21 protein-coding genes and 1 pseudogene are annotated in these 21,116 nt (G+C 63.9%); 10 read left to right on the plus strand and 12 right to left on the minus strand.

Annotated features, from left to right (window positions below; translation table 11 throughout):
- The first annotated feature begins 73 nt into the window (after positions 1–73).
- Together ACQY6T_RS15855 and ACQY6T_RS15860 are read left to right on the plus strand one after the other, a co-directional pair.
- Positions 74–2,404, plus strand: a complete 2,331-nt coding sequence (locus ACQY6T_RS15855) for a TonB-dependent receptor (protein WP_428632685.1) — start codon at positions 74–76, stop codon at positions 2,402–2,404.
- Positions 2,405–2,489: 85 nt separating this feature from the next.
- Positions 2,490–2,762: a DUF3297 family protein gene (locus tag ACQY6T_RS15860; protein WP_428632329.1), complete on the plus strand. Its 273-nt coding sequence runs from the start codon at positions 2,490–2,492 to the stop codon at positions 2,760–2,762.
- 118 nt (positions 2,763–2,880) lie between these two features.
- Here the strand turns inward: ACQY6T_RS15860 and ACQY6T_RS15865 are convergent, their stop codons facing one another.
- The 3 genes from ACQY6T_RS15865 to ACQY6T_RS15875 all read right to left on the minus strand — a co-directional run bounded on the left by ACQY6T_RS15865 (position 2,881) and on the right by ACQY6T_RS15875 (position 7,837).
- Complete coding sequence (locus ACQY6T_RS15865; protein WP_428632330.1) at positions 2,881–3,456, minus strand: CHAP domain-containing protein; 576 nt, start codon at positions 3,454–3,456, stop codon at positions 2,881–2,883.
- A 164-nt stretch (positions 3,457–3,620) separates the two neighbouring features.
- Positions 3,621–5,975: a putative bifunctional diguanylate cyclase/phosphodiesterase gene (locus ACQY6T_RS15870; RefSeq protein WP_428632332.1), complete on the minus strand. Its 2,355-nt coding sequence runs from the start codon at positions 5,973–5,975 to the stop codon at positions 3,621–3,623.
- Between the two features lie 110 nt (positions 5,976–6,085).
- The gene (locus ACQY6T_RS15875; RefSeq protein WP_428632333.1) at positions 6,086–7,837 is read right to left on the minus strand and encodes a fatty acyl-AMP ligase; all 1,752 of its coding nucleotides are present in this window, start codon (positions 7,835–7,837) and stop codon (positions 6,086–6,088) included.
- A 222-nt stretch (positions 7,838–8,059) separates the two neighbouring features.
- On the opposite strand from ACQY6T_RS15875, the gene ACQY6T_RS15880 reads away from it, so the two are divergent.
- The 4 genes and pseudogenes from ACQY6T_RS15880 to ACQY6T_RS15895 form a co-directional block, all read left to right on the plus strand.
- Positions 8,060–8,590, plus strand: coding sequence for a regulatory protein RecX (locus ACQY6T_RS15880; RefSeq protein ID WP_428632335.1), 531 nt, complete (start codon positions 8,060–8,062; stop codon positions 8,588–8,590).
- A gap of 34 nt (positions 8,591–8,624) precedes the next feature.
- Positions 8,625–9,086, plus strand: a complete 462-nt coding sequence (locus tag ACQY6T_RS15885; protein ID WP_428632336.1) for a DUF192 domain-containing protein — start codon at positions 8,625–8,627, stop codon at positions 9,084–9,086.
- Positions 9,087–9,170: 84 nt separating this feature from the next.
- Positions 9,171–9,557, plus strand: a complete 387-nt coding sequence (locus tag ACQY6T_RS15890; protein ID WP_428632337.1) for an NADH:ubiquinone oxidoreductase subunit NDUFA12 — start codon at positions 9,171–9,173, stop codon at positions 9,555–9,557.
- Between the two features lie 239 nt (positions 9,558–9,796).
- Positions 9,797–9,967: pseudogene (locus ACQY6T_RS15895) on the plus strand (DUF2155 domain-containing protein); the annotation flags it as partial.
- A gap of 35 nt (positions 9,968–10,002) precedes the next feature.
- Here the strand turns inward: ACQY6T_RS15895 and aat are convergent.
- Together aat and ACQY6T_RS15905 are read right to left on the minus strand one after the other, a co-directional pair.
- Positions 10,003–10,782 carry a leucyl/phenylalanyl-tRNA--protein transferase gene (gene aat, locus ACQY6T_RS15900; RefSeq protein WP_428632688.1) on the minus strand — a complete coding sequence of 260 codons (780 nt, stop codon included), beginning with the start codon at positions 10,780–10,782 and terminating at the stop codon, positions 10,003–10,005.
- Positions 10,779–11,609: a class I SAM-dependent methyltransferase gene (locus ACQY6T_RS15905; protein WP_428632338.1), complete on the minus strand. Its 831-nt coding sequence runs from the start codon at positions 11,607–11,609 to the stop codon at positions 10,779–10,781. Before ACQY6T_RS15905 ends, aat begins: the two co-directional genes overlap by 4 nt.
- 57 nt (positions 11,610–11,666) lie before the next feature.
- Between ACQY6T_RS15905 and ACQY6T_RS15910 the strand changes: the two genes are divergently transcribed.
- Positions 11,667–11,855: a hypothetical protein gene (locus tag ACQY6T_RS15910; protein WP_428632340.1), complete on the plus strand. Its 189-nt coding sequence runs from the start codon at positions 11,667–11,669 to the stop codon at positions 11,853–11,855.
- A 1-nt stretch (position 11,856) separates the two neighbouring features.
- The gene (locus ACQY6T_RS15915; protein WP_428632342.1) at positions 11,857–12,417 is read left to right on the plus strand and encodes a demethoxyubiquinone hydroxylase family protein; all 561 of its coding nucleotides are present in this window, start codon (positions 11,857–11,859) and stop codon (positions 12,415–12,417) included.
- Positions 12,418–12,421: 4 nt separating this feature from the next.
- On the opposite strand, the gene ACQY6T_RS15920 is transcribed toward ACQY6T_RS15915, so the two are convergent.
- The 7 genes from ACQY6T_RS15920 to ACQY6T_RS15950 form a co-directional block, all read right to left on the minus strand.
- Complete coding sequence (locus ACQY6T_RS15920) at positions 12,422–13,918, minus strand: CpaF family protein (protein ID WP_428632345.1); 1,497 nt, start codon at positions 13,916–13,918, stop codon at positions 12,422–12,424.
- A 190-nt stretch (positions 13,919–14,108) separates the two neighbouring features.
- On the minus strand, positions 14,109–14,366 hold the full coding sequence (locus ACQY6T_RS15925; protein WP_428632348.1) for an ATP synthase F1 subunit epsilon: 258 nt from the start codon (positions 14,364–14,366) through the stop codon (positions 14,109–14,111).
- A 162-nt stretch (positions 14,367–14,528) separates the two neighbouring features.
- Positions 14,529–16,067, minus strand: a complete 1,539-nt coding sequence (gene atpD, locus ACQY6T_RS15930) for a F0F1 ATP synthase subunit beta (RefSeq protein ID WP_428632350.1) — start codon at positions 16,065–16,067, stop codon at positions 14,529–14,531.
- Between the two features lie 58 nt (positions 16,068–16,125).
- Positions 16,126–17,001 (minus strand): F0F1 ATP synthase subunit gamma, encoded by an 876-nt coding sequence (locus ACQY6T_RS15935; protein WP_428632352.1) that lies wholly within the window; start codon positions 16,999–17,001, stop codon positions 16,126–16,128.
- 50 nt (positions 17,002–17,051) lie between these two features.
- Complete coding sequence (gene atpA, locus ACQY6T_RS15940) at positions 17,052–18,581, minus strand: F0F1 ATP synthase subunit alpha (RefSeq protein WP_428632353.1); 1,530 nt, start codon at positions 18,579–18,581, stop codon at positions 17,052–17,054.
- A gap of 39 nt (positions 18,582–18,620) precedes the next feature.
- On the minus strand, positions 18,621–19,187 hold the full coding sequence (locus ACQY6T_RS15945) for a F0F1 ATP synthase subunit delta (protein WP_428632354.1): 567 nt from the start codon (positions 19,185–19,187) through the stop codon (positions 18,621–18,623).
- A gap of 136 nt (positions 19,188–19,323) precedes the next feature.
- The gene (locus ACQY6T_RS15950; protein ID WP_428632356.1) at positions 19,324–19,836 is read right to left on the minus strand and encodes a hypothetical protein; all 513 of its coding nucleotides are present in this window, start codon (positions 19,834–19,836) and stop codon (positions 19,324–19,326) included.
- Positions 19,837–19,888: 52 nt separating this feature from the next.
- Here ACQY6T_RS15950 and ACQY6T_RS15955 point away from each other — a divergent pair, with 52 nt between their 5' ends.
- Together ACQY6T_RS15955 and ACQY6T_RS15960 are read left to right on the plus strand one after the other, a co-directional pair.
- The gene (locus ACQY6T_RS15955; RefSeq protein ID WP_428632358.1) at positions 19,889–20,566 is read left to right on the plus strand and encodes a dienelactone hydrolase family protein; all 678 of its coding nucleotides are present in this window, start codon (positions 19,889–19,891) and stop codon (positions 20,564–20,566) included.
- The gene (locus ACQY6T_RS15960; RefSeq protein ID WP_428632360.1) at positions 20,563–21,108 is read left to right on the plus strand and encodes a hypothetical protein; all 546 of its coding nucleotides are present in this window, start codon (positions 20,563–20,565) and stop codon (positions 21,106–21,108) included. Before ACQY6T_RS15955 ends, ACQY6T_RS15960 begins: the two co-directional genes overlap by 4 nt.
- The last annotated feature ends 8 nt before the right edge of the window (positions 21,109–21,116 follow it).

Below are 21,116 nucleotides of genomic sequence, written 5' to 3' on the forward strand. Positions count from 1 at the left end.
CAATATCACCCGCCTAAAGCCCCCCGACGCCCGCGCCATTTCGGTATCGGGAAAAGGGGATTTTCGAATGACCATGAAGTTCCGGAACCGCCTGCGGGCCGGATCCGTTTCGATCGCTGCGTTCGCCGCGCTGGCCGCGGCGCCCGCCTTTGCCGAGGATATGACGGCCGATGCGGCGGCTGACGGCACCGACGTCGATGAAATCGTCGTGCTGGGCCAGGGGCAGGCGCGTCAGGTGCAGGAACTCGGCGCCGCCGACATCGCGCTTGAGGTTTCGGGCATCAGCCCGCTCAAAGCGATCGACAAGCTGCCCGGCGTGAATTTCCAGTCGGCCGACCCGTTCGGCGCCTATGAATGGTCGGCGCGCATTTCGATCCGCGGTTTCAGCCAGAACCAGCTCGGCTTCACGCTCGACGGGGTGCCGCTGGGCGACATGAATTACGGCAACCACAACGGGCTGCACATCAGCCGCGCGATCATCAGCGAAAATGTCGGCCGGGTCGAAGTGGCGCAGGGCGCCGGATCGTTGGCCGCCGCGTCGACGAGCAATTTGGGCGGGACGATCGAATTCTATTCGCGCGAACCCGCCGAAATCTTTGGCGTCGCAGCATCGGCGACCTATGGCAGCGAAGACACCAAGCGCGCTTTTATCCGGCTCGACAGTGGCGACATCGTCGCCGGCGGCCCGCGTCTGGCGCTCAGCTATGCGTGGCAGGATGCCGACAAATGGAAGGGCGACGGCGTTCAGCGTCAGCAGCAGGTCAATGCGCGCATCGTCCAGCCGGTCGGCGACGGGCAGTTCTTTGGCTTCGTCAATTATTCGGACCGCGCCGAGAACGACTATCAGGATCTGAGCGCCGACATGATCGGGCGGCTGGGTTACCAGTGGGACAATTTCGCTAAGGATTGGGACACCGCGGTGCGGGTCGCCAAAGTCTATCAGAACCAGGTCGCGCGCGCCGTATTCAATGCCGGTGTCGCCAACGGCAGCCTGCCGCTCGGCGCCGTCTTCACCGCTCCCTATGCCGGGGCTGGCGAAGCGTTTCCGGCGCCGGTCGCGACCGTCGATGATGCTTATTATGACGCCTCCGGCCTGCGCAAGGACTGGCTCGCCGGGGTCGGCGTCGATGCGCCACTGACCGACTATTGGACGCTTAACGCGATGGGCTATTACCATGGCAACAAGGGGCGCGGGTTGTGGTTCACCCCCTATGTGACCACCCCCGGCGGGGCACCGATCACCATTCGCACCACCGAATATGACATCGAACGTTATGGCATCGTTGCAAGCAGCCTGTTCACATTGGGCGACAACAAGTTCGAAATCGGGATGTGGTACGAGGATAATGACTTCAACCAGGCGCGCCGTTTCTATGGTCTGGCCGATACCGCCGGGGCGCCGAGCCGGGGCAGCCTGAAATTCCCCAAGGATCCGCTGGCGACCCAGTGGGAGTTCGATTTCAACACCCAGACGCTGCAATATCATGTCCAGGACACGCTCGACCTGGGGCAGGTGCAGATCAATGCGGGGTGGAAGGGGCTGCGCGTCACCAATTTGGCGACCCCGATCGTGCGCGGCGGGCTGGCGGCGGGTCGCACCGAGGCCAAGGACTGGTTTCTGCCGCAGGCGGGCCTGCTGTTTCGCCTGAGCGACGATAACGAGGCGTTCGCGAGCTATACCCAGAATATGCGCGCGTTCGAAAGTTCGGCTACCGGCGGGCCGTTCGCGACGACGCAGGCGGGGTTCGACGCGCTCGACCTGAAACCCGAAACATCGACGACGTACGAGCTCGGCTTTCGGACCAAGTCGTCGCGGTTTCAGGGGGTGATCGCGGGCTATTATGTCGATTTCCAGGATCGCATCATCGCCTTTGCCAACGGGTCGGGCATTCAGGGTAATCCGGCGATCTTGCAGAATGTCGGCGATGTGCGGTCGTGGGGCGTCGAAGCGGCGGGGACGTTCCGGGTCACCCCCGACCTGTCGCTGTTCGCGTCCTATGCGTATAACGACTCCGAATATCAGGACGACGTCGTCAATGCCGGTGGCATCACGGTCGCGGCAACCGCAGGCAAGACGGTGGTCAATTCGCCGCGCCACCTGGCGAAGGGCGAAATCACCTGGGACACCGGCACTGTCTTTGCCCGCGTCGGCGCCAACTACACGTCGAAACGCTATTATTCATTCGAGAATGACGCCGAGGTCGGCGGCTTTGTGATCGTCGATGCCAGCATCGGGTACCGGCTGAACGAGCGCATTTCCGTGCAGGTCAATGCGACCAATTTGTTCGACAAGGAATATGTCTCGACGATCGGCACCAATGGTTTCGCCAACCGCGGCGACAACCAGACGCTGCTCGCGGGGGCGCCGCAGCAGTTCTTCGTGACGCTGAAGGCCGGGTTCTGAAACGCTTCGCCCAATCGCCTTTCCGTTGACGATGATGGCGCGGTCCAGCTAGGGCCGCGCCATCATCTTTTCTGGAAGCACTGACATGACCGATACCCCGCCCGACCATATGTCGACCAACCCGCGCTCGCCCCATTTCGACATGGAGGTGCTGCAGCGCGGCATCGGCATCCGCTTCAAGGGCAAAGAACGCACCGACGTCGAGGAATATTCGATCTCGGAAGGCTGGATCCGCGTCGCCGCGGGCAAGTCAAAGGACCGGTTCGGTCAGGCGATGACGATCAAGCTGTCGGGCGAGGTCGAGGCCTGGTTCGAGGATGCGGCTGCCGACGACGACAAAGCGGCAGACGCCGAGTAAAATCGGCGGTCGTCCGGAAGCGGCGACCTTAAAGGGGGAAGCCACCCGAAGCGGCGGACCGTCCCGAGTGGCTTCGTCGCTCGCCAAGCCTTAGCGGATTGGGGGGGGGGGATAAGGCTTAGTTGCCGAGCGAAGCGACGACGACCTCGAGGCCGTTGCCGGGTTTCCAGTCGTTCTGCGCCCACACCGGGGCTTTAAAGCTTGGCGCCTTGTTGGGCGCGCCGCCAGCATAGATGAAGCCCTGCACCGGATTGGCGCGCAGACCAAGATCGCCGATCGGGGCGTACCAGACGCGAACCATGCTCCAGTCGCCGGCGTTGCTGACGTCGACGACGCGAACATTGCGCTCGATCTGGCCGCGGCGGCCGTTGATCGGCGACCAATTGGCATGGTCGATCAGGATTTCGCGGTCGCTGAGGATTTTCTTGACGACGGCGACATGGCCCAGCGGCATGCCGCCGGTGCCGGCGAACGCCATCACGGCGCCCTGGCGCGGCTCTTCGCCACGTTCGTAGGTGCCTGCGGCCTGTGACCACCAGGTTTTGGCGTTGCCGCGGATTTCGACGCCCGATTCGGCGCGGGCAAAGGGAACGCATTGCAGATAGTCGCGCGCCTCGGCGGGGGCGCTGGTGAGCATGCCGGTGAGCATCATCACAGACGCAATGGCCGCAGCCAGATAACGACGATAGAGCATGAAATGCGACCCCTAATGCTTGTGTTCAAGCGTTGGAGTGTCTTTGCCATGCTTTGCACGAGCCACCACCCACCGCGCGACGAATCGCGCCGAGCCTGCGGTGAGCGGCGGAACCTTTTGTTAAGCCGTTCAATTCGTCGTGTGAGGGCTTCGACCGGTCGCTGTCACGCTGCGGCGCTGGCGGCAGACTCGGTCGGACGGAACAGGGTGAGCACGTCGGCCGACGGCATCGGGCGGCCATAATAATAACCCTGGATATTGCTGCATCCCATCGAGCGCAGCGTTTCGACCTCAAGCTCGGTCTCGGCGCCCTCGGCGGTCGTCGACATGCCCAGGCTGTCGGCCAGCGCGACGACGGCGCGGATGATCGCGATCGATTCGATGCTGCCCTTGGCGGCGCCGACGACAAAGCTGCGGTCGACCTTGATCGTCGAAAATTGCGTCTTGCGCAGATAGCCAAGCGACGAATAACCGGTGCCGAAATCGTCGAGCGACAGGCGAATGCCCAGCCCGATCAGCTGGTCGAGCAATTGCGCCGCGCCGCCGCCGTCGCGCAGAAACACGCTTTCGGTGACCTCGATCTCCAGCCGTTGCGGGGGCAATCCGCTCTGCGCCAGTGCCGACACGACGACCGAGGCAAAGGCGGGGTCGGTCAGCTGGTCCGCCGACACGTTGACCGCGATCTTCAGGTTCGACGGCCATTTCATCGCTTCGTGGCAGGCGGTGCGCAGCACCCATTCGCCGATCGGCGAGATCAGGCGCGCATCCTCGGCCAGCGGGATGAAGCGGCCCGGCGAGACGTTGCCGAGCTTATGGTTCTTCCAGCGGATCAGCGCTTCAAAGCCATTCAGCGTGCCGTCGACCGCGGTCACCACGGGCTGATAATAAAGTTCGAATTCACGGCGTTCGAGCGCGCCGCGCAGTTCCTGCTCCATCACGCGCCGTTCTTCGGCCTGGGCGTGCAGCGACGCGACATAGCCGGCAACCACATTGCCGCCCTTGTCCTTGGATTTGTAGAGCGCCAGATCGGCGTTGCGGGTCAGCGTTTCGACCGTCGCGCCGTCCTGCGGCCCGATCGCATAACCGATGCTGGCGCCGACGAACAATTGGTGATTGTCGACGACATAGGGGCGGCTGATGGTATTGATCAGGCGCTGCGCGAGATCCTCGGCGGCGTCGGCAGAGGGGACATTGTGCAGCACAACGGCGAATTCGTCGCCGCCCAGCCGTCCGCAGGTCATGCCGCGCTCCATCAGACCTTTAAGCCGTGCCGCGACCTGCGCGAGCAGCTTGTCGCCGACGGGGTGGCCCAGCGTATCGTTGACCGCCTTGAACCGGTCGAGGTCGATGATCAGCAGCGCGCAGCGCGCCTTGGCATCGAGTGCGTGCGCCATCGCGCGCGCAATATCTTCGTTAAGGCTGAGGCGATTCGGCAGGCCGGTCAGATTGTCGAAGCGCGCCATCTTGGCGATCTGTTCGGCGGTCGCCCGCTGTTCGGTGACGTCCGACCCGACGCCGCGAAAGCCAAGGAGCTTGCCGGCTTCGTCCAGGCGCGGCGAGGCCGATAGTTCCCACCAGCGCGGCGCGCCGTCGATCGTGACCGGGACGATCAGGTTCGAAAAACTTTCGCGCCGCTTCATCCGTTCGGCCATGTCGTGCAGGCTTTTGGGAAACAGGCCGGTGTCCCACGCGTCGCCTGACAGCGCCTGCAACAGCGGGACCCCCTCGAGCGCTTCGGCGGTTTCGCCCAGCGCAAAGGCGAAGCGCGGCGAAACATGGACGAGGCGGCGGCTGTTATCGGTCTGCCACAGCCAGTCGGCCGAGGTTTCTTCGAACTCGCGCAGCAACAGGCTGACCGTTTCGGTCTTTTCGTGCAGCGTTTCTTCGGAGCGGCGATAGCGGATGTGGCTTTGCGCAAAGCGGACGCAAAAGCTGCCAAGGAGCAAGCCAGCGACCAGCGCGACCCCGGCGAGTTGCGGCGCCCCGGCGCGCACGAGTGCTGCGGCAGCCGACAGCGTGACCGGCGCGATGAACAAGATGCACGCCATCGGGACGCTGTGCGCGACGATGGCCAGCGTGACCATCATCAGCACCGCGATCGTCCACATCGACAGGGCATGATCGAGCGGCGGGGTCAGGCCGTGCAGCCAGAAGGGGGCGCCCCACAGCAGCGCCGAATAAAGCGCGTGGTGGTTGCACAGCCGATATTCGGCGATTCCCGATAATTTGGGATCACCGAGCGGCAGGCTGCGAAACCGGCTGTACGACCACAGGCTGAAGATCAGGCCGCACCCGAGCCAGCCGCCGACAAGCGGTAACGGCACATTGTGGATCATCGTGAACGCGGCGACCAGCGCCATGCCGAGCCCCATCAGCAGGCGCAACGACCCGCGGCCGCGGAGCGGCGCGAGTTGGAGCTGGAGGAGGTTGCCGAGGTCCGCATCGCGCGGTCCCAGCCCCAATAGGGTCCGCGCAGGAATCTCTTCGGCAGCTATCTGGTCGGTCAGCAGGCTTTTCACCCTGCCTGCATAGCGCGGGGGGGTTACCCGAAGGTAACCAGCACCCCGGTTCAGGACAGTTTTTTGTCCAGCACCGGGACAAAAATTGCAGGCAAGGTCAGCGGGTTGGTTCAGGCTGCCATTGCAAAAGGCTGTATTTCCCCGGCCAGATATTGCGCGCGCGCCTTTGACCGGCTGAGTTTGCCCGAACTGGTCCGCGGCAAGGTGCGCGGCGGAATCAGCTCGATCAGGCAATTCATGCCGGTAATCGCGCGGACGCGGTCGCGAATCGTCTCGCGCAGCGCGACGCGTTCGGCGTCGTCGCTGGTGCGGCACTGGACCAGCACCGCGGGGGTCTCTTCACCCCCCGGCGCGGTGATCGCGAACGCGGCGATGTCGCCCGATTTGAAGCCCGGCAATTGCTCGACCGCCCATTCGATGTCCTGCGGCCAGTGGTTCTTGCCGTTGATGATGATCATGTCCTTGGCGCGGCCGACGATATAGATGTAACCGTCTGACAGATAACCCATATCGCCGGTATCGAGCCAGCCGTCGATCAGGCAGGCTGCGGTCGATTCGGGATCGCGATAATAGCCGGTCATCAGCGACGGGCCGGTGCACCACACTTTTCCGACCGCCCGGTCGGGCAGCGGGTTGCCGCTTTCATCGCGTACTTCGATCACCATATCGCGCGCCGCGCGGCCGCAGTTGACGATGGCGCGATAGCGGGTCGGGCGACCCGCATCATTGGCGGCGCCCGACAGCTCGGTTTCCTCGACCAGCTCGACGACGATGCCTTCGCCCGGCGGCATGATGCTGACCGCGAGCGTCGCTTCGGCGAGACCATAGCTGGGCAGGAAGGCGCTGGCGCTGAAGCCCGCGTCGGCAAAGGCATCGACGAAGCTTTGCATCACATCGGGGCGAATCATGTCGGCGCCGTTGCCCGCAACGCGCCAGCGCGACAGGTCGAAACGGTCGGCGACATGCGTCTGGCTCGATACGCGGCGCGCGCAGATGTCATAGCCAAAGGTCGGCGAATAGCTGAGCGTCGTCCCTTCGTTGCGGCTGATCAGGTCGAGCCAGGCGAGTGGACGGCGGGCGAAATCCTCGGTCTTCAGATAATCGACCGACACCTGATTCGCGACCGGCGAGAGCAGACAGCCGACGAGGCCCATGTCGTGGTACCAGGGCAGCCACGATACGCAGCGATCGCTGTCGCGCACTTCCATACCATGCGAGTGGGCGGCGAGATTGTTGAGCAGCGCGGCATGAGTCACTGCGACGCCGTGCGGGAAGCGGGTCGAACCGCTGCTATATTGCAGATAGCAGGTTTCGTCCGACTGCTGCGCGGGCAGGTCGGTCACCGGCGCAGCCTTGGCGGCAAATTCGCTCCAGTCCACCGGCAACACGCCCCGCTGCTCGGCCGCTTCGACTGCCATCGCGGCGATTTCGGGCGGAAAGAACAGCATTGTGGGGTCGCAGCTCGTGAGCTGAACGACGAGCTGACCGACATAGCTATCGCGGCCGCCGAAACTGGTCGGCAGCGGCAGCGGCACCGGCCACGCCCCGGCATAGATGGTGCCAAAGAACAGCGCGGCAAATTCGGCGCCGGTCTCGGCGATCAGCGCGATGCGATCGCCCGGTTTCACCCCCGCCGCGATCAGCCGATAGGCGGTCAGCACCGAATCGTCCTTCAGCTCGCGATACGGATAGGGACGCACCAGCTTGCCGCGCGGGTCGTGGAAATTCAGCCCGCGGGTGCCGGTCGCCGCATAATCGAGCGCTTCGCCGACCGTGGCGAAGTCCGAAAAGCGGCGGGGCTGGCTGCAAAGGGTCGGTGTCGGCTGAAGCTCGTCGGCCGGAAGCTGATTATTTTCAATCATAGATGGTTCACGGTCCCGGGAAGCGGGACGCGCGGCAACAAGCATGTCATCTTTCTGTGTCATGTTGGCCTGCGCGATCCCTAGCAGTTGGAACAAAATCGCCCGATTTCGGGCTATATTGCCCGATATGGCGGCGCTGATCGTTCTCAATCAGGCCCGACTGTGGCATAAACATGGCATATGGCCAATCGCCGCCCTCCGTCGGATCGTTCAAAAAGACCCTTGGGCGCCGCGCGGCTCGACGAGCTGGCGCTGGCCTATGTCGCGCGATTCGCGACGAGCCGGGCCAAACTGACACGCTATCTGTCTCGAAAAATTCGCGAATCGGACTGGACCGACGACATGGACGCCATCGCGGCGTGCGAGGCGGTGGCCGACCGGATGGAGCGGTTGCAGTTCCTCGACGATCGCCAATATGCGGTCATGCGCGCGGGCGCGATGACGCGGCGCGGGTTGGGGGTGCGGCGGATCAAGGCGCAGCTCTATGTCGACGGGATCGCCGCGGCGGACAGCGGCGAGGCGATCGAGACTGCCGAAGGCGCGGCGCTGATCGCGGCGCTCGGTTTTGCGCGGCGGCGGCGGTTCGGGCCGTATGCGACGCGGCCCGCCGATGATCCCAAGCTGCGCGAGCGGCAGATTGCCGCCTTTTTGCGCGCCGGTCACAGCATGACGTTGACGCGGCGCATCTTGTCGATTCCGCCCGGGGACGAAGCGGCGCTGGCGGCGCTGGACGATACGGTGGGGCTCGATTAGGGCTGGCCTAACTTATCTGGATAGGGATCTGCCGATGCGCGCCATTTTCACTGCCCTTGCCTTGTCGCTCGCCGTGCCGATGGCGGGGTGCAGCCAAGATGCCAGCGAGGCGACGGGCGTCGCGACAATCCCGGTGACGATCGCTGGGGCGGGTCAGACGCACCGGTTCAACGTCGAGGTGGCGCGCACCGATGCCGAGCAGGACAAGGGGCTGATGTTTCGTACCAGCCTGCCCCGGGATGGCGGCATGCTGTTTCCGTTTAAGAAGCCGCGGTTCGGCAGTTTCTGGATGAAGAACACGTTGATCCCGCTCGACATGATTTTCATTCGTGCCGATGGCAGCATCGACCGCATCGCCGAAAACACGATCCCCGAATCACTGGAACCGGTGGTCAGCGGCGGCGAGGTCAGCGCGGTGCTGGAGCTTGCGGGCGGCACCGCGGCGCGGCTTGGCATCGACGAGACCGCCAAAGTGACGTGGCAGGATGCGAAATAGCGCCGCGAAAGCGGGGTGATCGACCGCCAAAGACCCTTAAAGATCTCTTGCGAAGCGGCGGGGCTTGGCTGTAAACGCCTCGCCATGAGCATCCTCGGCAAGATTTTCACCTGGTGGGACGGTGCGACCGTCGGCACGCTGCTGAACAGCTGGAAAACCGGCGAAAAGGTCGGTGAGGACAGCCTGGGCAACACCTATCATCGCGCGCGCAAGGGCGATCGCCGCTGGGTGATCTATAACGGATCGAACGACGCGAGCCGGGTGCCTCCCGAATGGCACGGCTGGCTGCACCGCACCTTCGACGAGCTGCCGACCGATGCGTTGCCCGCACCGCGCGCGTGGGAAAAAGAAGCGACCGCGAACCTGACCGGCAGCACCGGCGCCTATCGCCCCGCCGGCGCGTTGGAACGTGGCGGCCAACGCGCCGCGGCAACCGGCGATTACGAGGCTTGGCGCCCCGGCGCCGAGTGAGGGACGCGATGCCGCGCCTGATTTCCACCGCACTGGTTGCGCTGCTGGCCGGGACGGCTTTGACCGGTTGCGATCGGTCGCCCTCGCAAGGCAATGGCAGCGCGACGGTACCGACCGTCGCCAAGTCCGAACGGGTGCAGCAGGAAGTCGGCGGCATCGAGGGCGCGACGCCGATGTCCGATCGGGTTGCGATCGTCGGCCTGCTCAACAAGCGCAACGGCCTGGTCCGCGATCTGGAGATGAAGCCCGGCGAATCGGCGCGGGTCGGCCGCGCGATCGTTCGGCTGCGCGCGTGCGAAGCAACCGCACCGTGGGAGGATCCGCCCGAAACCGGGGCGTTCGTCCAGTTGACGGTGCAGGATCAGCGCGACAACAAATGGTACCGCGTTTTTTCGGGCTGGATTTTCCGCGAACGGCCCGACCGCAATGTCATCCAGCACCCGATTTATGACGTGTTCGTCAAAAGCTGTGCGATGACATATCCGGGCGGCGAGCCGGTCGCGCCTTCGGCACCGAAATCGGGTGCGGCGGCGCGGCCCAAGGCATCGAGCGCGCCCCAGTCGCCCGCGACAAATGGCGGCGAAGGCACCGAGGCGCCCGCCGCGCCTGCGGCCGCGGCACCCAAGGCGCCGCCGTCGCCGCCCGCCAACACCGAATAGAGCCGCGCCAGATAATCGGCCTGACGGATTTCGATCGCGCCCAGGCTGGCGAGGTGCGGGGTGATGAACTGGCAATCGAGCAATTTCCATCCGCCCGCGCGCAGCCGCGCGACCAGGTGGGCGAGCGCGACCTTTGACGCGTCGCGGGCACGGCTGACCATCGATTCGCCGAAAAAGGCGCGCCCGAGCGATACGCCGTAGAGGCCGCCGACCAGTTCGCCATCCTGCCAGCATTCGACGCTGTGGGCGTGACCGATCTGGAACAGCCGATCGTAACTCGCCTTGATGACGGGGTTGATCCACGTCGTCGGCCGGTCGTCGGCAGGCTGGGCGCAGAGCGCGACCATGTCGGCAAAGACGGTGTCGGTGGTGACGCGGAACCGGTCGCCGACGATGACCTTTTTCAGGCTGTGCGACAGATGGAACGCATCCAGCGGCAGGATCGCGCGCAGCCGAGGCTCGACCCAATGGACCGACGGGTCATCCGCCCCGTCGGCCATCGGGAAAATACCCTGCGCATAAGCGCTGAGCAGCAGCGCAGGGTCGATGGGTTCGAAATGCTTCAGGACGCGGGCTTCACGAATTTTAACGTCATGCGGTCCGATTCGCCGATCGCGACATATTTGGCGCGATCGGTCTCGCCCTCGGTCAGCACCGGCGGCAACGTCCAGACGCCCTTGGCATAATCCTTGGTGTCCTTGGGATTGGCGTTGATCTCGCTGCGGCCGGCGAGTTTGAACCCGGCGGCTTCGGCAAAAGCGATGATCGAGCTTTCCTTCATATAGCCCGATTTTTCTTCCTTCGCGGCATCGTCCGTCTCGTTCAGTCGGTGATCGACGACGCCCAGCGTGCCACCGGGTTTGAGCATCGCAAAGATCTGCTTGAACGCCGCGGCGGTGTTATCGGCGCCGTCGAAGCGCCAGTTGTGGACGTTGCGAAAGGTCAGCACGACATCGGCGCTGCCGTCGGGGACTTTGGGATTGGCGCCGGCATTGGGGAATTCGGCGAGCTTCATCGCGCCATAGGCATCGGCATTTTCGGCCTGCTTCGCCTTGACGCGGTTGAGCCCTTTTTCCCACGGCGCCGCGACATAATAGGTGCCGCCGCCGGCCTTGGCCAATGGGGCCAGGATTTCGGTGTACCAGCCGCCGCCGGGCCACAGTTCAACGACGGTATCGCCGGGCTTCACGCCGAAAAAGGCGAGCGTTTCGGCGGGGTGACGAAAGGCGTCGCGCGCGGTGTTGGCGGCGGTGCGGGTGGGCGCGGCGACCGCGGCGGCGATCGCGTCATCGGGCTTGGCCGCGGCTTCGCTGGCGGTGGCATTTTGGGCGGGCGCGCTGCATGCCGCGGCGGCGAACAGGGCGGCTATTGCAACGGGGCGGAAATTACGCATATCGGCACCTCTTCTTATTGGGGGGACGTTCCCCTGTTTGCGAAGGTGCGCGCGTCAATGCAAGTGTCCATGCTGTCGGTCGGTATCGGAGCTGCGGTGCTGTTCGGCATCGCCGAGGTCGCCAACTGGCGCCGCAACAACCGGCGCGACGTCGACAAGGTCGGATTCATGCCGTGGCGGGGGATCGCGCTTGCGTCGGCTGCCATGGCAGTATTCGCGACGGCATTCTGGCTACATCGGGGATAATATGGACATTGGACCCGGCATGGCGCTGACCGCGCGGTTGAAGTCGGGAGAAACGCTCGGCGACCGGGTGATGAAGGTCGATCATGCGGGCGAGCATGGCGCCGTCTGCATTTATAGCGCCCAACGCTGGTTTGCGCGCTGGCGCGCGCCCGACATGGTGGACGAGCTTGATGCCTTCCTGGCGCATGAGCGCAGCCACCGCGCGCTTTTTTTCGCAGAGTTGCAGCGCCGTGGCCGGGGTCGCTGCCGCAGCTATGTCTGGTGCGGCATCGGTGGGCTGATGCTTGGCACAATCACCGGAATCGCGGGGCGCGGGGCGATCGCCGCGACGACGGTCGCAATCGAGCGTGTCGTGCTGCGCCATATGCGTGAACAGATTGCAGCGTTGGAGGGTGTCGACGAGCCAGCGGTACGAACGTTGACGATCATCATCGCCGAAGAACAGGAACATCACGATCTGTCGGCCGCGCGCTTGCCTTCGTCGGGCGTTTGGCAGCGGCTGATAGATCCGATCGTGTCGGTGTCGACCGAAGCGGTGATCTGGCTCGGGATGCGGCTCTAGGCTCTTACAGACACGCCTCAAGATACGGCTGATCGAACCCGTATTGCCGCGCCTTTTCCAGCGTGTACGGGCGCAGGCCCATGGGGCGATATTCGCCGACGATCTTGCCGTCCTTGTCCTCGTCGAGATATTCGAACTTGAACAATTCCTGGGTGACGATGACGTCGCCTTCCATGCCGATCACCTCGGTGATATTGGTGACCCGGCGCGACCCGTCGCGCAGGCGCTTGATCTGGATGACCATATCGACCGAATCGGCGATCTGTTTCGAAATCGCTTCCTTCGGGATCTTAACGTCGCCCATCAGCACCATATTTTCCATACGGCCCAGGCATTCGCGCGGGCTGTTGCTGTGGAGCGTACACATCGACCCGTCGTGACCGGTGTTCATCGCGGCGAGCAGATCGAAACATTCGGCGCCGCGGACTTCGCCCATGATGATGCGGTCGGGACGCATACGCAGCGCGTTCTTCACCAGATCGCCCATGTGGATCGCGCCATTGCCCTCGAGGTTCGCGGGACGCGTTTCGAGCGGTAGCCAGTGCGGCTGTTGCAGACGGAGTTCGGCGGCATCCTCGATCGTCAGAACGCGTTCGCCGGGATCGATCATTTTCGACAAGGCATTGAGCATCGTGGTCTTGCCCGAACCCGTACCGCCCGAGATAACGATGTTGAAGCGGCTGGCGCCCGCGATCTTCAACGCGGTGCACATCTTCTGGCTCATCGCGCCCCACTGACACAACATGTCGAGGGTGATCGGCTTGGCCGAGAATTTACGAATCGAGATCGCGGTGCCGCGCAAGGATAGCGGCGGAACGATCACGTTGACGCGGCTGCCGTCCTTGAGACGGGCATCGGCGAGCGGGGTGGTCTGATCGACGCGGCGGCCGACGAGGTTGCAGATGCGCTGGGCGATCTGGAACAGATGCTGTTCGTCGCGGAACTGGATCGGCGCGATGACCAGCTGGCCCTTTTTTTCGATGTAGGTCTGATACGGTCCGTTGACCATGATGTCGGTGATGTCGGGATCGGCGAGCAGCTCTTCGAGCGGACCGAAGCCGAGCAGCTCGTCGACCAGCACCTTTTCGAGTGCGAATTGTTCGCGGCGGTTGAGTGTGATGCGCAGTTCGGCGAGCACTTCGAGGATGATCGGGCGGAATTCCTCGGTCAGCTCGTCCTTCGACAGCGTTGCTGCGGCTTCGGGATCGACGCGTTCGAGCAGGCGCGGCAGGACCTGTTCCTTGATCTTGTGGACGCTGGCTTCAAACCCTTGCGCCTGTTCAGGCTCCGCCATATCGGCGGTCGAACGCTGGTTCAGCCGCTCCATCGCCTCTTCTTCGGGCGACAGATTCGACGGCATCTTCGGGATTTCGATCGCGGGCGGGGTGTCGATGGCCGGGAATTGCGCGCCGCCAGGCGTGCCCGATCCACCCTGCATCGGCTTGGCCACGCCAAAGGCGGGGCGGCCAGCGGTTCCGGGTCGGCGTCCGAATGCACTCATTCGCTTTGTCCTGCTTTCCAAATCCAGTCGGAAGTGTCGCCGCCACCGGCTGACGCACCCCCATCCGACACGGTGAATAAAGTGGAAACTTTGATATTGTCCTAATGCGCCGGACGATTGACGCCGGACGCAAAAAAGCCCGCGTCCGATCCGGATGCGGGCTTTGCTTCTGCCGTGGACGGCGGAAAGATCAGCTGGCGATATGCTCGGCGAGGACGGTCAGGCCGCTCTCGTTAACCTCGGCAAAGCCGCCTTCGACCTCGATCACTTCGGGCGCGGCGCCCTGGGTGGCATAGATGGTCAGCGGCGCGTTGCGCAGCGTCGCCATGAACGGCGCATGGCCTTCGAGCACCGAAAAATCGCCCTCGCTGCCGGGAACGGTGACCATGTAAACCTCGATCGACCGCTCGAGGCGGGCCGGGGTGACGAGTTCGAACTTCAGAGCCATGGGCTTCGTCCTTAAGCCCCTCCCCTTCAGGGGAGGGGTTGGGGTGGGGGCTGTCGGCTTGGCGTAAGGCCGATATAGCCCCCACCCCGCTCGACTAAGGCCCGGCTAAACGCCGAACCAAGTCTCTCTGCCCCTCCCCTGAAGGGGAGGGGTTAAAGCAACTTACGCGTCTTCGGCCAGCTTCGCGGCCTTGGCAATCACGTCGTCGATGCCGCCGACCATATAGAAGGCCGCTTCGGGCAGATGGTCATATTCGCCGTCGACCACCGCCTTGAACGATTTCACCGTGTCTTCGACCGCGACGAATTTGCCCGAAATGCCGGTGAAGACCTCGGCGACGTGGAACGGCTGCGACAGGAAACGCTGAATCTTGCGCGCCCGCGCGACGACCAGCTTATCTTCTTCGCTCAGCTCGTCCATGCCGAGAATCGCGATGATGTCCTGCAGCGACTTGTACTTCTGCAGCGTTTCCTGAACGCGGCGGGCGGTCTCATAATGCTCTTGGCCGACAATCGCGGCGGTCAGGACGCGGCTGGTCGAATCGAGCGGATCGACCGCCGGATAGATGCCGAGTTCCGAAATCGCGCGGTTCAGCGTCGTCGTCGCGTCCAAGTGGGCGAAGGACGTCGCCGGCGCCGGATCGGTAAGGTCATCCGCGGGAACGTAAATGGCCTGCACCGAGGTGATCGACCCCTTGTTGGTCGAGGTGATGCGTTCCTGCAGCGCGCCCATGTCGGTCGACAGCGTCGGCTGATACCCCACCGCCGAAGGAATACGGCCGAGCAGTGCCGACACTTCCGAACCCGCCTGGGTAAAGCGGAAGATGTTGTCGACGAAGAACAGCACGTCCTGGCCTTCGACATCGCGGAAATATTCGGCGATCGTCAGACCCGACAGCGCGACGCGGGCGCGGGCGCCCGGGGGTTCGTTCATCTGGCCGAACACCAGCGCAACCTTCGAACCCTCGGGGGTCGGGTTGCCGTCCTTATCCTTGGCGATCACCCCGGCGTCGAGGAATTCGTGATACAGATCATTGCCTTCGCGGGTGCGTTCACCGACGCCCGCGAACACCGACGTACCACCATGGCCCTTGGCGATGTTGTTGATCAGTTCCTGGATGAGAACCGTCTTGCCGACGCCGGCGCCGCCGAACAGGCCGATCTTGCCGCCCTTTGCGTAAGGCGCGATCAGGTCGATGACCTTGATCCCGGTGACCAGGATGCTGCTTTCGGTCGACTGGTCGACGAATTCAGGAGCCTTGGCGTGGATCGGCGAGCGGAGGTCGGTGACGACCGGGCCGCGTTCGTCGATCGGCTCGCCGATGACGTTGAGGATGCGGCCGAGCGTCTGCGGGCCGACGGGCACCGAAATCTGCGCGCCGGTATCGGTGACGGGCTGGCCGCGGGTCAGGCCGTCGGTCGCGTCCATCGCGATCGTGCGGACGGTGTTTTCACCAAGGTGCTGCGCGACTTCGAGGACAAGGCGGTTGCCGTTGTTCGAGGTTTCGAGCGCGTTCAGAATCGCGGGCAGGGTGCCGGTGAACTGGACGTCGACGACGGCGCCGATGACCTGTGCGATGCGGCCCGTGGCGATGCCGGTGCTGGCGGCCTTGGGGGCAGCAGCCTTCTTCGGCGCAGCGGCCTTGGGGGCGGCGGGCTTCTTGGCGGGAGCCTTCTTTGCAGGGGCGGGAGCGGTTGCCATTGTCTTCTTCCTCGGGTTGATCGGTTAGAGCGCTTCGGCGCCAGCGATTTTCTTGGTGCTACAGCGCTTCCGCGCCAGCGATGATTTCAATCAGTTCGGTCGTGATCGCCGCCTGACGGGTGCGGTTGTAAATGATGGTCAGCTTGTTGATCAGGTCGCCCGCGTTGCGCGTCGCATTGTCCATCGCGGTCATCGACGCACCCTGTTCGGACGCGGCGTTCTCCAGGATGCCCTTGAAGATCTGGATGGTAATGTTGCGCGGCAGCAGATCGGCGAGAATCGCTTCCTCGTCGGGCTCATATTCGACCGCGGCATCGCTCGCCGCCGGAACGTCGACCGGCGCGGGAACGGGGATCAGCTGCTGGCAGGTCGCCTCCTGAAGCAGCGCCGAGCGGAACTTCGAATAGAAGAGATGTGCGACGTCGAACACGCCGGCTTCATACATCTCCATGACCTTCGCCGAAACCTCGTGCGCCTGATCGAAGCCGATGTCGCGGATGCCGGTCGTCTCGTACAGCTCGGTGATCTGGCCCGCGAACAGGCGTCCGATGACCGGACGACCCTTGCGGCCGATCAGGTAGAAGAGGACCTTCTTGCCCTGCGCCTGCAGTTCGAGTGCCTTGTCGCGCGCCGCCTTGACGATGTTCGAGTTGAACGCACCGGCAAGGCCGCGGTCGCTGTTCAGCACGACGAGCAGATGCGTGTCGCTCTTGCCGGTGCCGGCGAGCAGCTTTGGCGCGCTGTCCGAGCCGCCGACCTTCGACGCCAGGCTGGCGACGACGCCTTCGAGGCGCGTCGCGTAAGGACGCGCGGCTTCGGCAGCCGCCTGCGCCTTGCGCAGCTTGGCGGCTGCGACCATTTTCTTGGCCTTGGTGATCTTCTGGGTCGATTTGACCGAGTTGATCCGCCCTTTGAGTTCTTTCAGGTTTGCCATGAAGGCCCCTATATTTCGTCATCCCGGCCGCAGCCGGGACGACGGAAACCTTATGCGAAAATTTTGGCGAACGCTTCGAGCGCGGCAACCAGACCCTTTTTGGCGTCGTCGCCAAGGTCCTTGGTGTCGCGGATCGTCTTGAGCACGCCGGCATGGTCGCTGCGCAGATAGGCGATCATCGCCGCTTCGTAACGCGAGACGTCGGTGGTCGCGACCTTGTCGAGATAGCCGTTGGTGCCGGCAAAGATCGACGCAGTCTGTTCTTCGAACGGCATCGGCTGGAACTGCGGCTGCTTCAGCAACTGCGTCAGGCGCGCGCCGCGGTTGAGCAGCTTCTGCGTCGACGCGTCGAGATCCGAACCGAACTGCGCAAAGGCTTCCATTTCGCGATACTGTGCCAGCTCGAGCTTGATCGAGCCCGACACCTTCTTCATCGCCTTGGTCTGCGCGGCCGAGCCGACGCGGCTCACCGACAGGCCGACGTTGATCGCCGGACGGATGCCCGCGTTGAACAGGTTGGTTTCGAGGAAGATCTGGCCGTCGGTGATCGAAATCACGTTGGTCGGGATGTACGCCGAAACGTCGCCCGCCTGCGTTTCGATGATCGGCAGCGCGGTTAGCGAGCCCGAACCATTGTCAGCGTTCATCTTGGCCGACCGCTCGAGCAGGCGGCTGTGCAGATAGAAAACGTCGCCGGGATAGGCTTCGCGGCCCGGCGGACGGCGCAGCAGCAGCGACATCTGACGATAGGCGACGGCCTGCTTCGACAGATCGTCATACACGATCACGGCGTGCATGCCGTTGTCGCGGAAATATTCGCCCATCGTGCAGCCGGTATAGGGAGCGAGGAACTGCAGCGGAGCGGGCTCCGACGCGGTTGCGGCGACGACGATCGAATATTCCATCGCGCCATTTTCTTCGAGCTGGCGGACGATCTGCGCGACGGTCGAGCGCTTCTGGCCGATCGCGACATAGATGCAATACAGCTTCTTCGATTCGTCGGTGCCGGCGTTGGCTTCCTTCTGGTTGATGAAGGTGTCGATCGCGACGGCGGTCTTGCCGGTCTGGCGATCGCCGATGATCAGTTCGCGCTGGCCGCGGCCGACGGGGACGAGCGCGTCAAGCGCCTTCAGGCCGGTCTGGACGGGTTCGTGCACCGAAGTACGCGGGATGATCCCCGGCGCCTTCACTTCGACGCGCATGCGCTTTTCGGCCTTGATCGGGCCCTTGCCGTCGATCGGATTGCCAAGGCCATCGACGACGCGGCCGAGCAGGCCCTTGCCGACGGGGACGTCGACGATCGTGCCGGTGCGCTTGACGACGTCGCCTTCCTTGATCTCGGCGTCGCTGCCGAAGATCACGATGCCGACGTTATCGGCTTCGAGGTTGAGCGCCATGCCCTGCACGCCATTGGCGAATTCGACCATTTCACCGGCCTGGACATTGTCGAGGCCGTGGACGCGGGCGATGCCGTCGCCGACCGACAGAACCTGGCCGATTTCGCTGACCGTTGCGTCGGTGCCGAAATTGGCGATCTGGTCCTTGATGACCTTGCTGATTTCAGCGGCGCGGATTTGCATGGTTTAGCCTTTCATCGGGCATTTGGGCGGTCGGGCTTTTCAGCCCTTCATCGCCTGGGCGAAACTGTTGAGACGGGTACGGATGCTGCCGTCGATCAGCTGGCTGCCCAGCTGGACGACGAGGCCGCCGAGGATGGCGGGGTCGACGGTCGTCGCGACGTTGACGTCGCGCCCGACACGGGATTTGAGGTTTGCGGTCAGCTCTTTCAGCTGCTCGGCGGTCAGCGGATGCGCGCTCGTGACCTTCGCGGTCACTTCGCCGCGGTGATCAGCAACGATCGCGTCGAACGCATCGATCATCTTGGGCAGGTCGGCGAGGCGGCGATTGTCCGCCAGGACGCCCAGAAATTTGGCGGTCAGCGAATCGAGCTTCATTGCTTTGCCGACGGCGGCGATGGCGTTCGCGGCATCGGTGCGGCCGACGACCGGGCTGGCGATCAGCGCCGCCAGGTCGGCCGATTCGGTGAGGCCCGCGCGCAGGTCGCCCAGGCTCTTGGCGACCGCGTCGATCGCGTTCGATTCGCGGGCCAGATCGAACAAAGCGACCGCATAACGGCCCGCGAGGCCCGCCGTGATGTTGCCCTGAATGCCGCCGGAATTCTCCACGCGTGAAAGTCCTTTGTTGCTATCCCGTGGGGGATGGGTCGCGCGGGTTTGGGTGGATATTCGAGAGAATACCCCCGCAGCGAAGTCGCGGCGCGCCTAGCAACGATTCTGCGGCAATGCAAGGCGGGGGTGGGGCCTAGTTGCAGGCGGATTGCGGAATCGACTGGGCCAACTCCCGGCGCATGGCCGCAAGGCGTTTTAGCATCGCGCTGTTGCCAGCTTCGGCGGAGCCATTGCCGACGGTGTCGGCCGAGCGCCATGCCGTTTCGAGATTCTGAACCTGATCCATATTACAAACACGAAAGCTGTCCGACGCCGAGGTCGGATAATAGGATACCGTGCAGGCCTGATCGCCCAAGGCAGGGTAGCAATCGCTAAGGCTGGCCAGAGGTGCAGACGATTCGGCGAAGCCCTCGGCTTGCAGCCCGGCGGTCGCAGTCTTCAGCGCAGCGTCGATCTTGCTGTGATCGCGACCGGCCAGTTCGCAAAGGCAGGATTGCTCCGTCAGGTTTTTGATCCGACCGAAACGCGGATCCACGGTCATCTTTTCGGAAGTGGCGGGCGGATCCACGGGCTTGGATGCGCCGCAGCCTGATAACAGACTCAGGGTGACCGCCCACACAGCACTTTTCAGCCCGCGACCTTGCATTCTCTTCGCCCTCCCATAAACCGTCGGCGACAAACTAACATGGGAGACAGCGATGGGCGATATGATCCGGATGACGATGGACGATGGCGTCGAGATCGTCGTCTATCATGCGCAGCCGACCGGCGAGCGCCGCGGCGGGCTGGTGCTGGTGCAGGAAATTTTCGGGGTCACCGACCATATCCGCGAGCTGTGCGAAGAATATGCCGCCGACGGCTATGAAGTGCTGTCCCCCGCGCTGTTCGACCGCGAGCATCCGGGGTTCGAAAGCGATTATTCGGGGCCGCAGTTCGAACGCGCGGTGCAACTGGCGCGCGAACTGCACCCGTTCGAGCAGAGCCTGAAGGATGCGCAGACGTGCATCGATGCATTGAAAGTGAAAGGTCCGGTGTTCATCACCGGCTTTTGTTACGGCGGGTCGGTCGCCTGGCGGATGGCGCAGATCAGCCCCGATGTCGCCGCGGCATCGGCCTATTATGGCAGTCTGGTGCCAACGACGTTCAAGGACGAGGCGCCCGCCTGTGCGACGATCGCCCATTTCGGGCGGTTCGACGCGGGCATCCCGATGGCGGGGGTCGAGGCGCTGATCGCCAAGGAGCATCCGACCGCGCAGATCTTCGTTTACGAGGCGGGACACGGCTTCAACAGCGACCGCCGCAAGGATTATCATGAACCGAGCGCCGAGTTGGCGAAAGAGCGGACCTTGATGCTGTTCGAGGCCTGCGGGGGGTGAGCGGGAAAATTGCCGTGATGCTGCTGGTCGCCGCACTGGGCGATCTGCCGCCCGCGCCTGACGACGCTGCGATCGCCGATCCCGCTCCGCTGCTGGGGGGCGCCGTGATTGAATGTTCCGACGCCGACCTGTCGCGCAAGACGTGCAGCGCGCTGGCGACCTTCACACCCGACGCCAGTGGTGAGTTGGTCAACATCAACCGGACGCTGATCGATGCTGCGGCGCCCGATCTTGTCCTGACGACGCGCTTTGCGATCCATCGCCGCGGCCAGATGCTTTGCTTTCGGGTCGACGACGCGTCGCTGGCATCGCCGCGATTCGAAGCCCGCGGACGATTGGTCGACAGCGACGCGACGCGGAAGCGGCAGGCACAGTTTCAGACGATGTTGCGACCCTATCTCGGGCAGCAGATTTGCGAAACCTATGTGCGCGATGGCGGGGCGATCCGCGTCGAGGCGTGGGTCGGCGAAAACCGTATGCGCGACCTGGATCGGAACGTCGTCTGGGTCACACCCGGCGACGGCTATATATTACGCCCCTGACGGCGCGC

The sequence above is a fragment of the Sphingopyxis sp. genome, from assembly GCF_965279725.1.
Lineage (GTDB): Bacteria > Pseudomonadota > Alphaproteobacteria > Sphingomonadales > Sphingomonadaceae > Sphingopyxis.

What these genes read in the sequence shown, in the direction of transcription:
- ACQY6T_RS15855 (WP_428632685.1), top strand. Translation starts at nt 74, where the DNA reads ATGAAGTTCCGGAACCGCCTGCGGGCCGGATCCGTTTCGATCGCTGCG.
- ACQY6T_RS15860 (WP_428632329.1), top strand. Translation starts at nt 2,490, where the DNA reads ATGACCGATACCCCGCCCGACCATATGTCGACCAACCCGCGCTCGCCC.
- ACQY6T_RS15865 (WP_428632330.1), bottom strand. Translation starts at nt 3,456, where the DNA reads ATGCTCTATCGTCGTTATCTGGCTGCGGCCATTGCGTCTGTGATGATG.
- ACQY6T_RS15875 (WP_428632333.1), bottom strand. Translation starts at nt 7,837, where the DNA reads ATGATTGAAAATAATCAGCTTCCGGCCGACGAGCTTCAGCCGACACCG.
- ACQY6T_RS15885 (WP_428632336.1), top strand. Translation starts at nt 8,625, where the DNA reads ATGCGCGCCATTTTCACTGCCCTTGCCTTGTCGCTCGCCGTGCCGATG.
- ACQY6T_RS15890 (WP_428632337.1), top strand. Translation starts at nt 9,171, where the DNA reads ATGAGCATCCTCGGCAAGATTTTCACCTGGTGGGACGGTGCGACCGTC.
- ACQY6T_RS15905 (WP_428632338.1), bottom strand. Translation starts at nt 11,609, where the DNA reads ATGCGTAATTTCCGCCCCGTTGCAATAGCCGCCCTGTTCGCCGCCGCG.
- ACQY6T_RS15910 (WP_428632340.1), top strand. Translation starts at nt 11,667, where the DNA reads ATGCAAGTGTCCATGCTGTCGGTCGGTATCGGAGCTGCGGTGCTGTTC.
- ACQY6T_RS15915 (WP_428632342.1), top strand. Translation starts at nt 11,857, where the DNA reads ATGGACATTGGACCCGGCATGGCGCTGACCGCGCGGTTGAAGTCGGGA.
- ACQY6T_RS15920 (WP_428632345.1), bottom strand. Translation starts at nt 13,918, where the DNA reads ATGAGTGCATTCGGACGCCGACCCGGAACCGCTGGCCGCCCCGCCTTT.
- ACQY6T_RS15925 (WP_428632348.1), bottom strand. Translation starts at nt 14,366, where the DNA reads ATGGCTCTGAAGTTCGAACTCGTCACCCCGGCCCGCCTCGAGCGGTCG.
- atpD (WP_428632350.1), bottom strand. Translation starts at nt 16,067, where the DNA reads ATGGCAACCGCTCCCGCCCCTGCAAAGAAGGCTCCCGCCAAGAAGCCC.
- ACQY6T_RS15935 (WP_428632352.1), bottom strand. Translation starts at nt 17,001, where the DNA reads ATGGCAAACCTGAAAGAACTCAAAGGGCGGATCAACTCGGTCAAATCG.
- atpA (WP_428632353.1), bottom strand. Translation starts at nt 18,581, where the DNA reads ATGCAAATCCGCGCCGCTGAAATCAGCAAGGTCATCAAGGACCAGATC.
- ACQY6T_RS15950 (WP_428632356.1), bottom strand. Translation starts at nt 19,836, where the DNA reads ATGCAAGGTCGCGGGCTGAAAAGTGCTGTGTGGGCGGTCACCCTGAGT.
- ACQY6T_RS15955 (WP_428632358.1), top strand. Translation starts at nt 19,889, where the DNA reads ATGGGCGATATGATCCGGATGACGATGGACGATGGCGTCGAGATCGTC.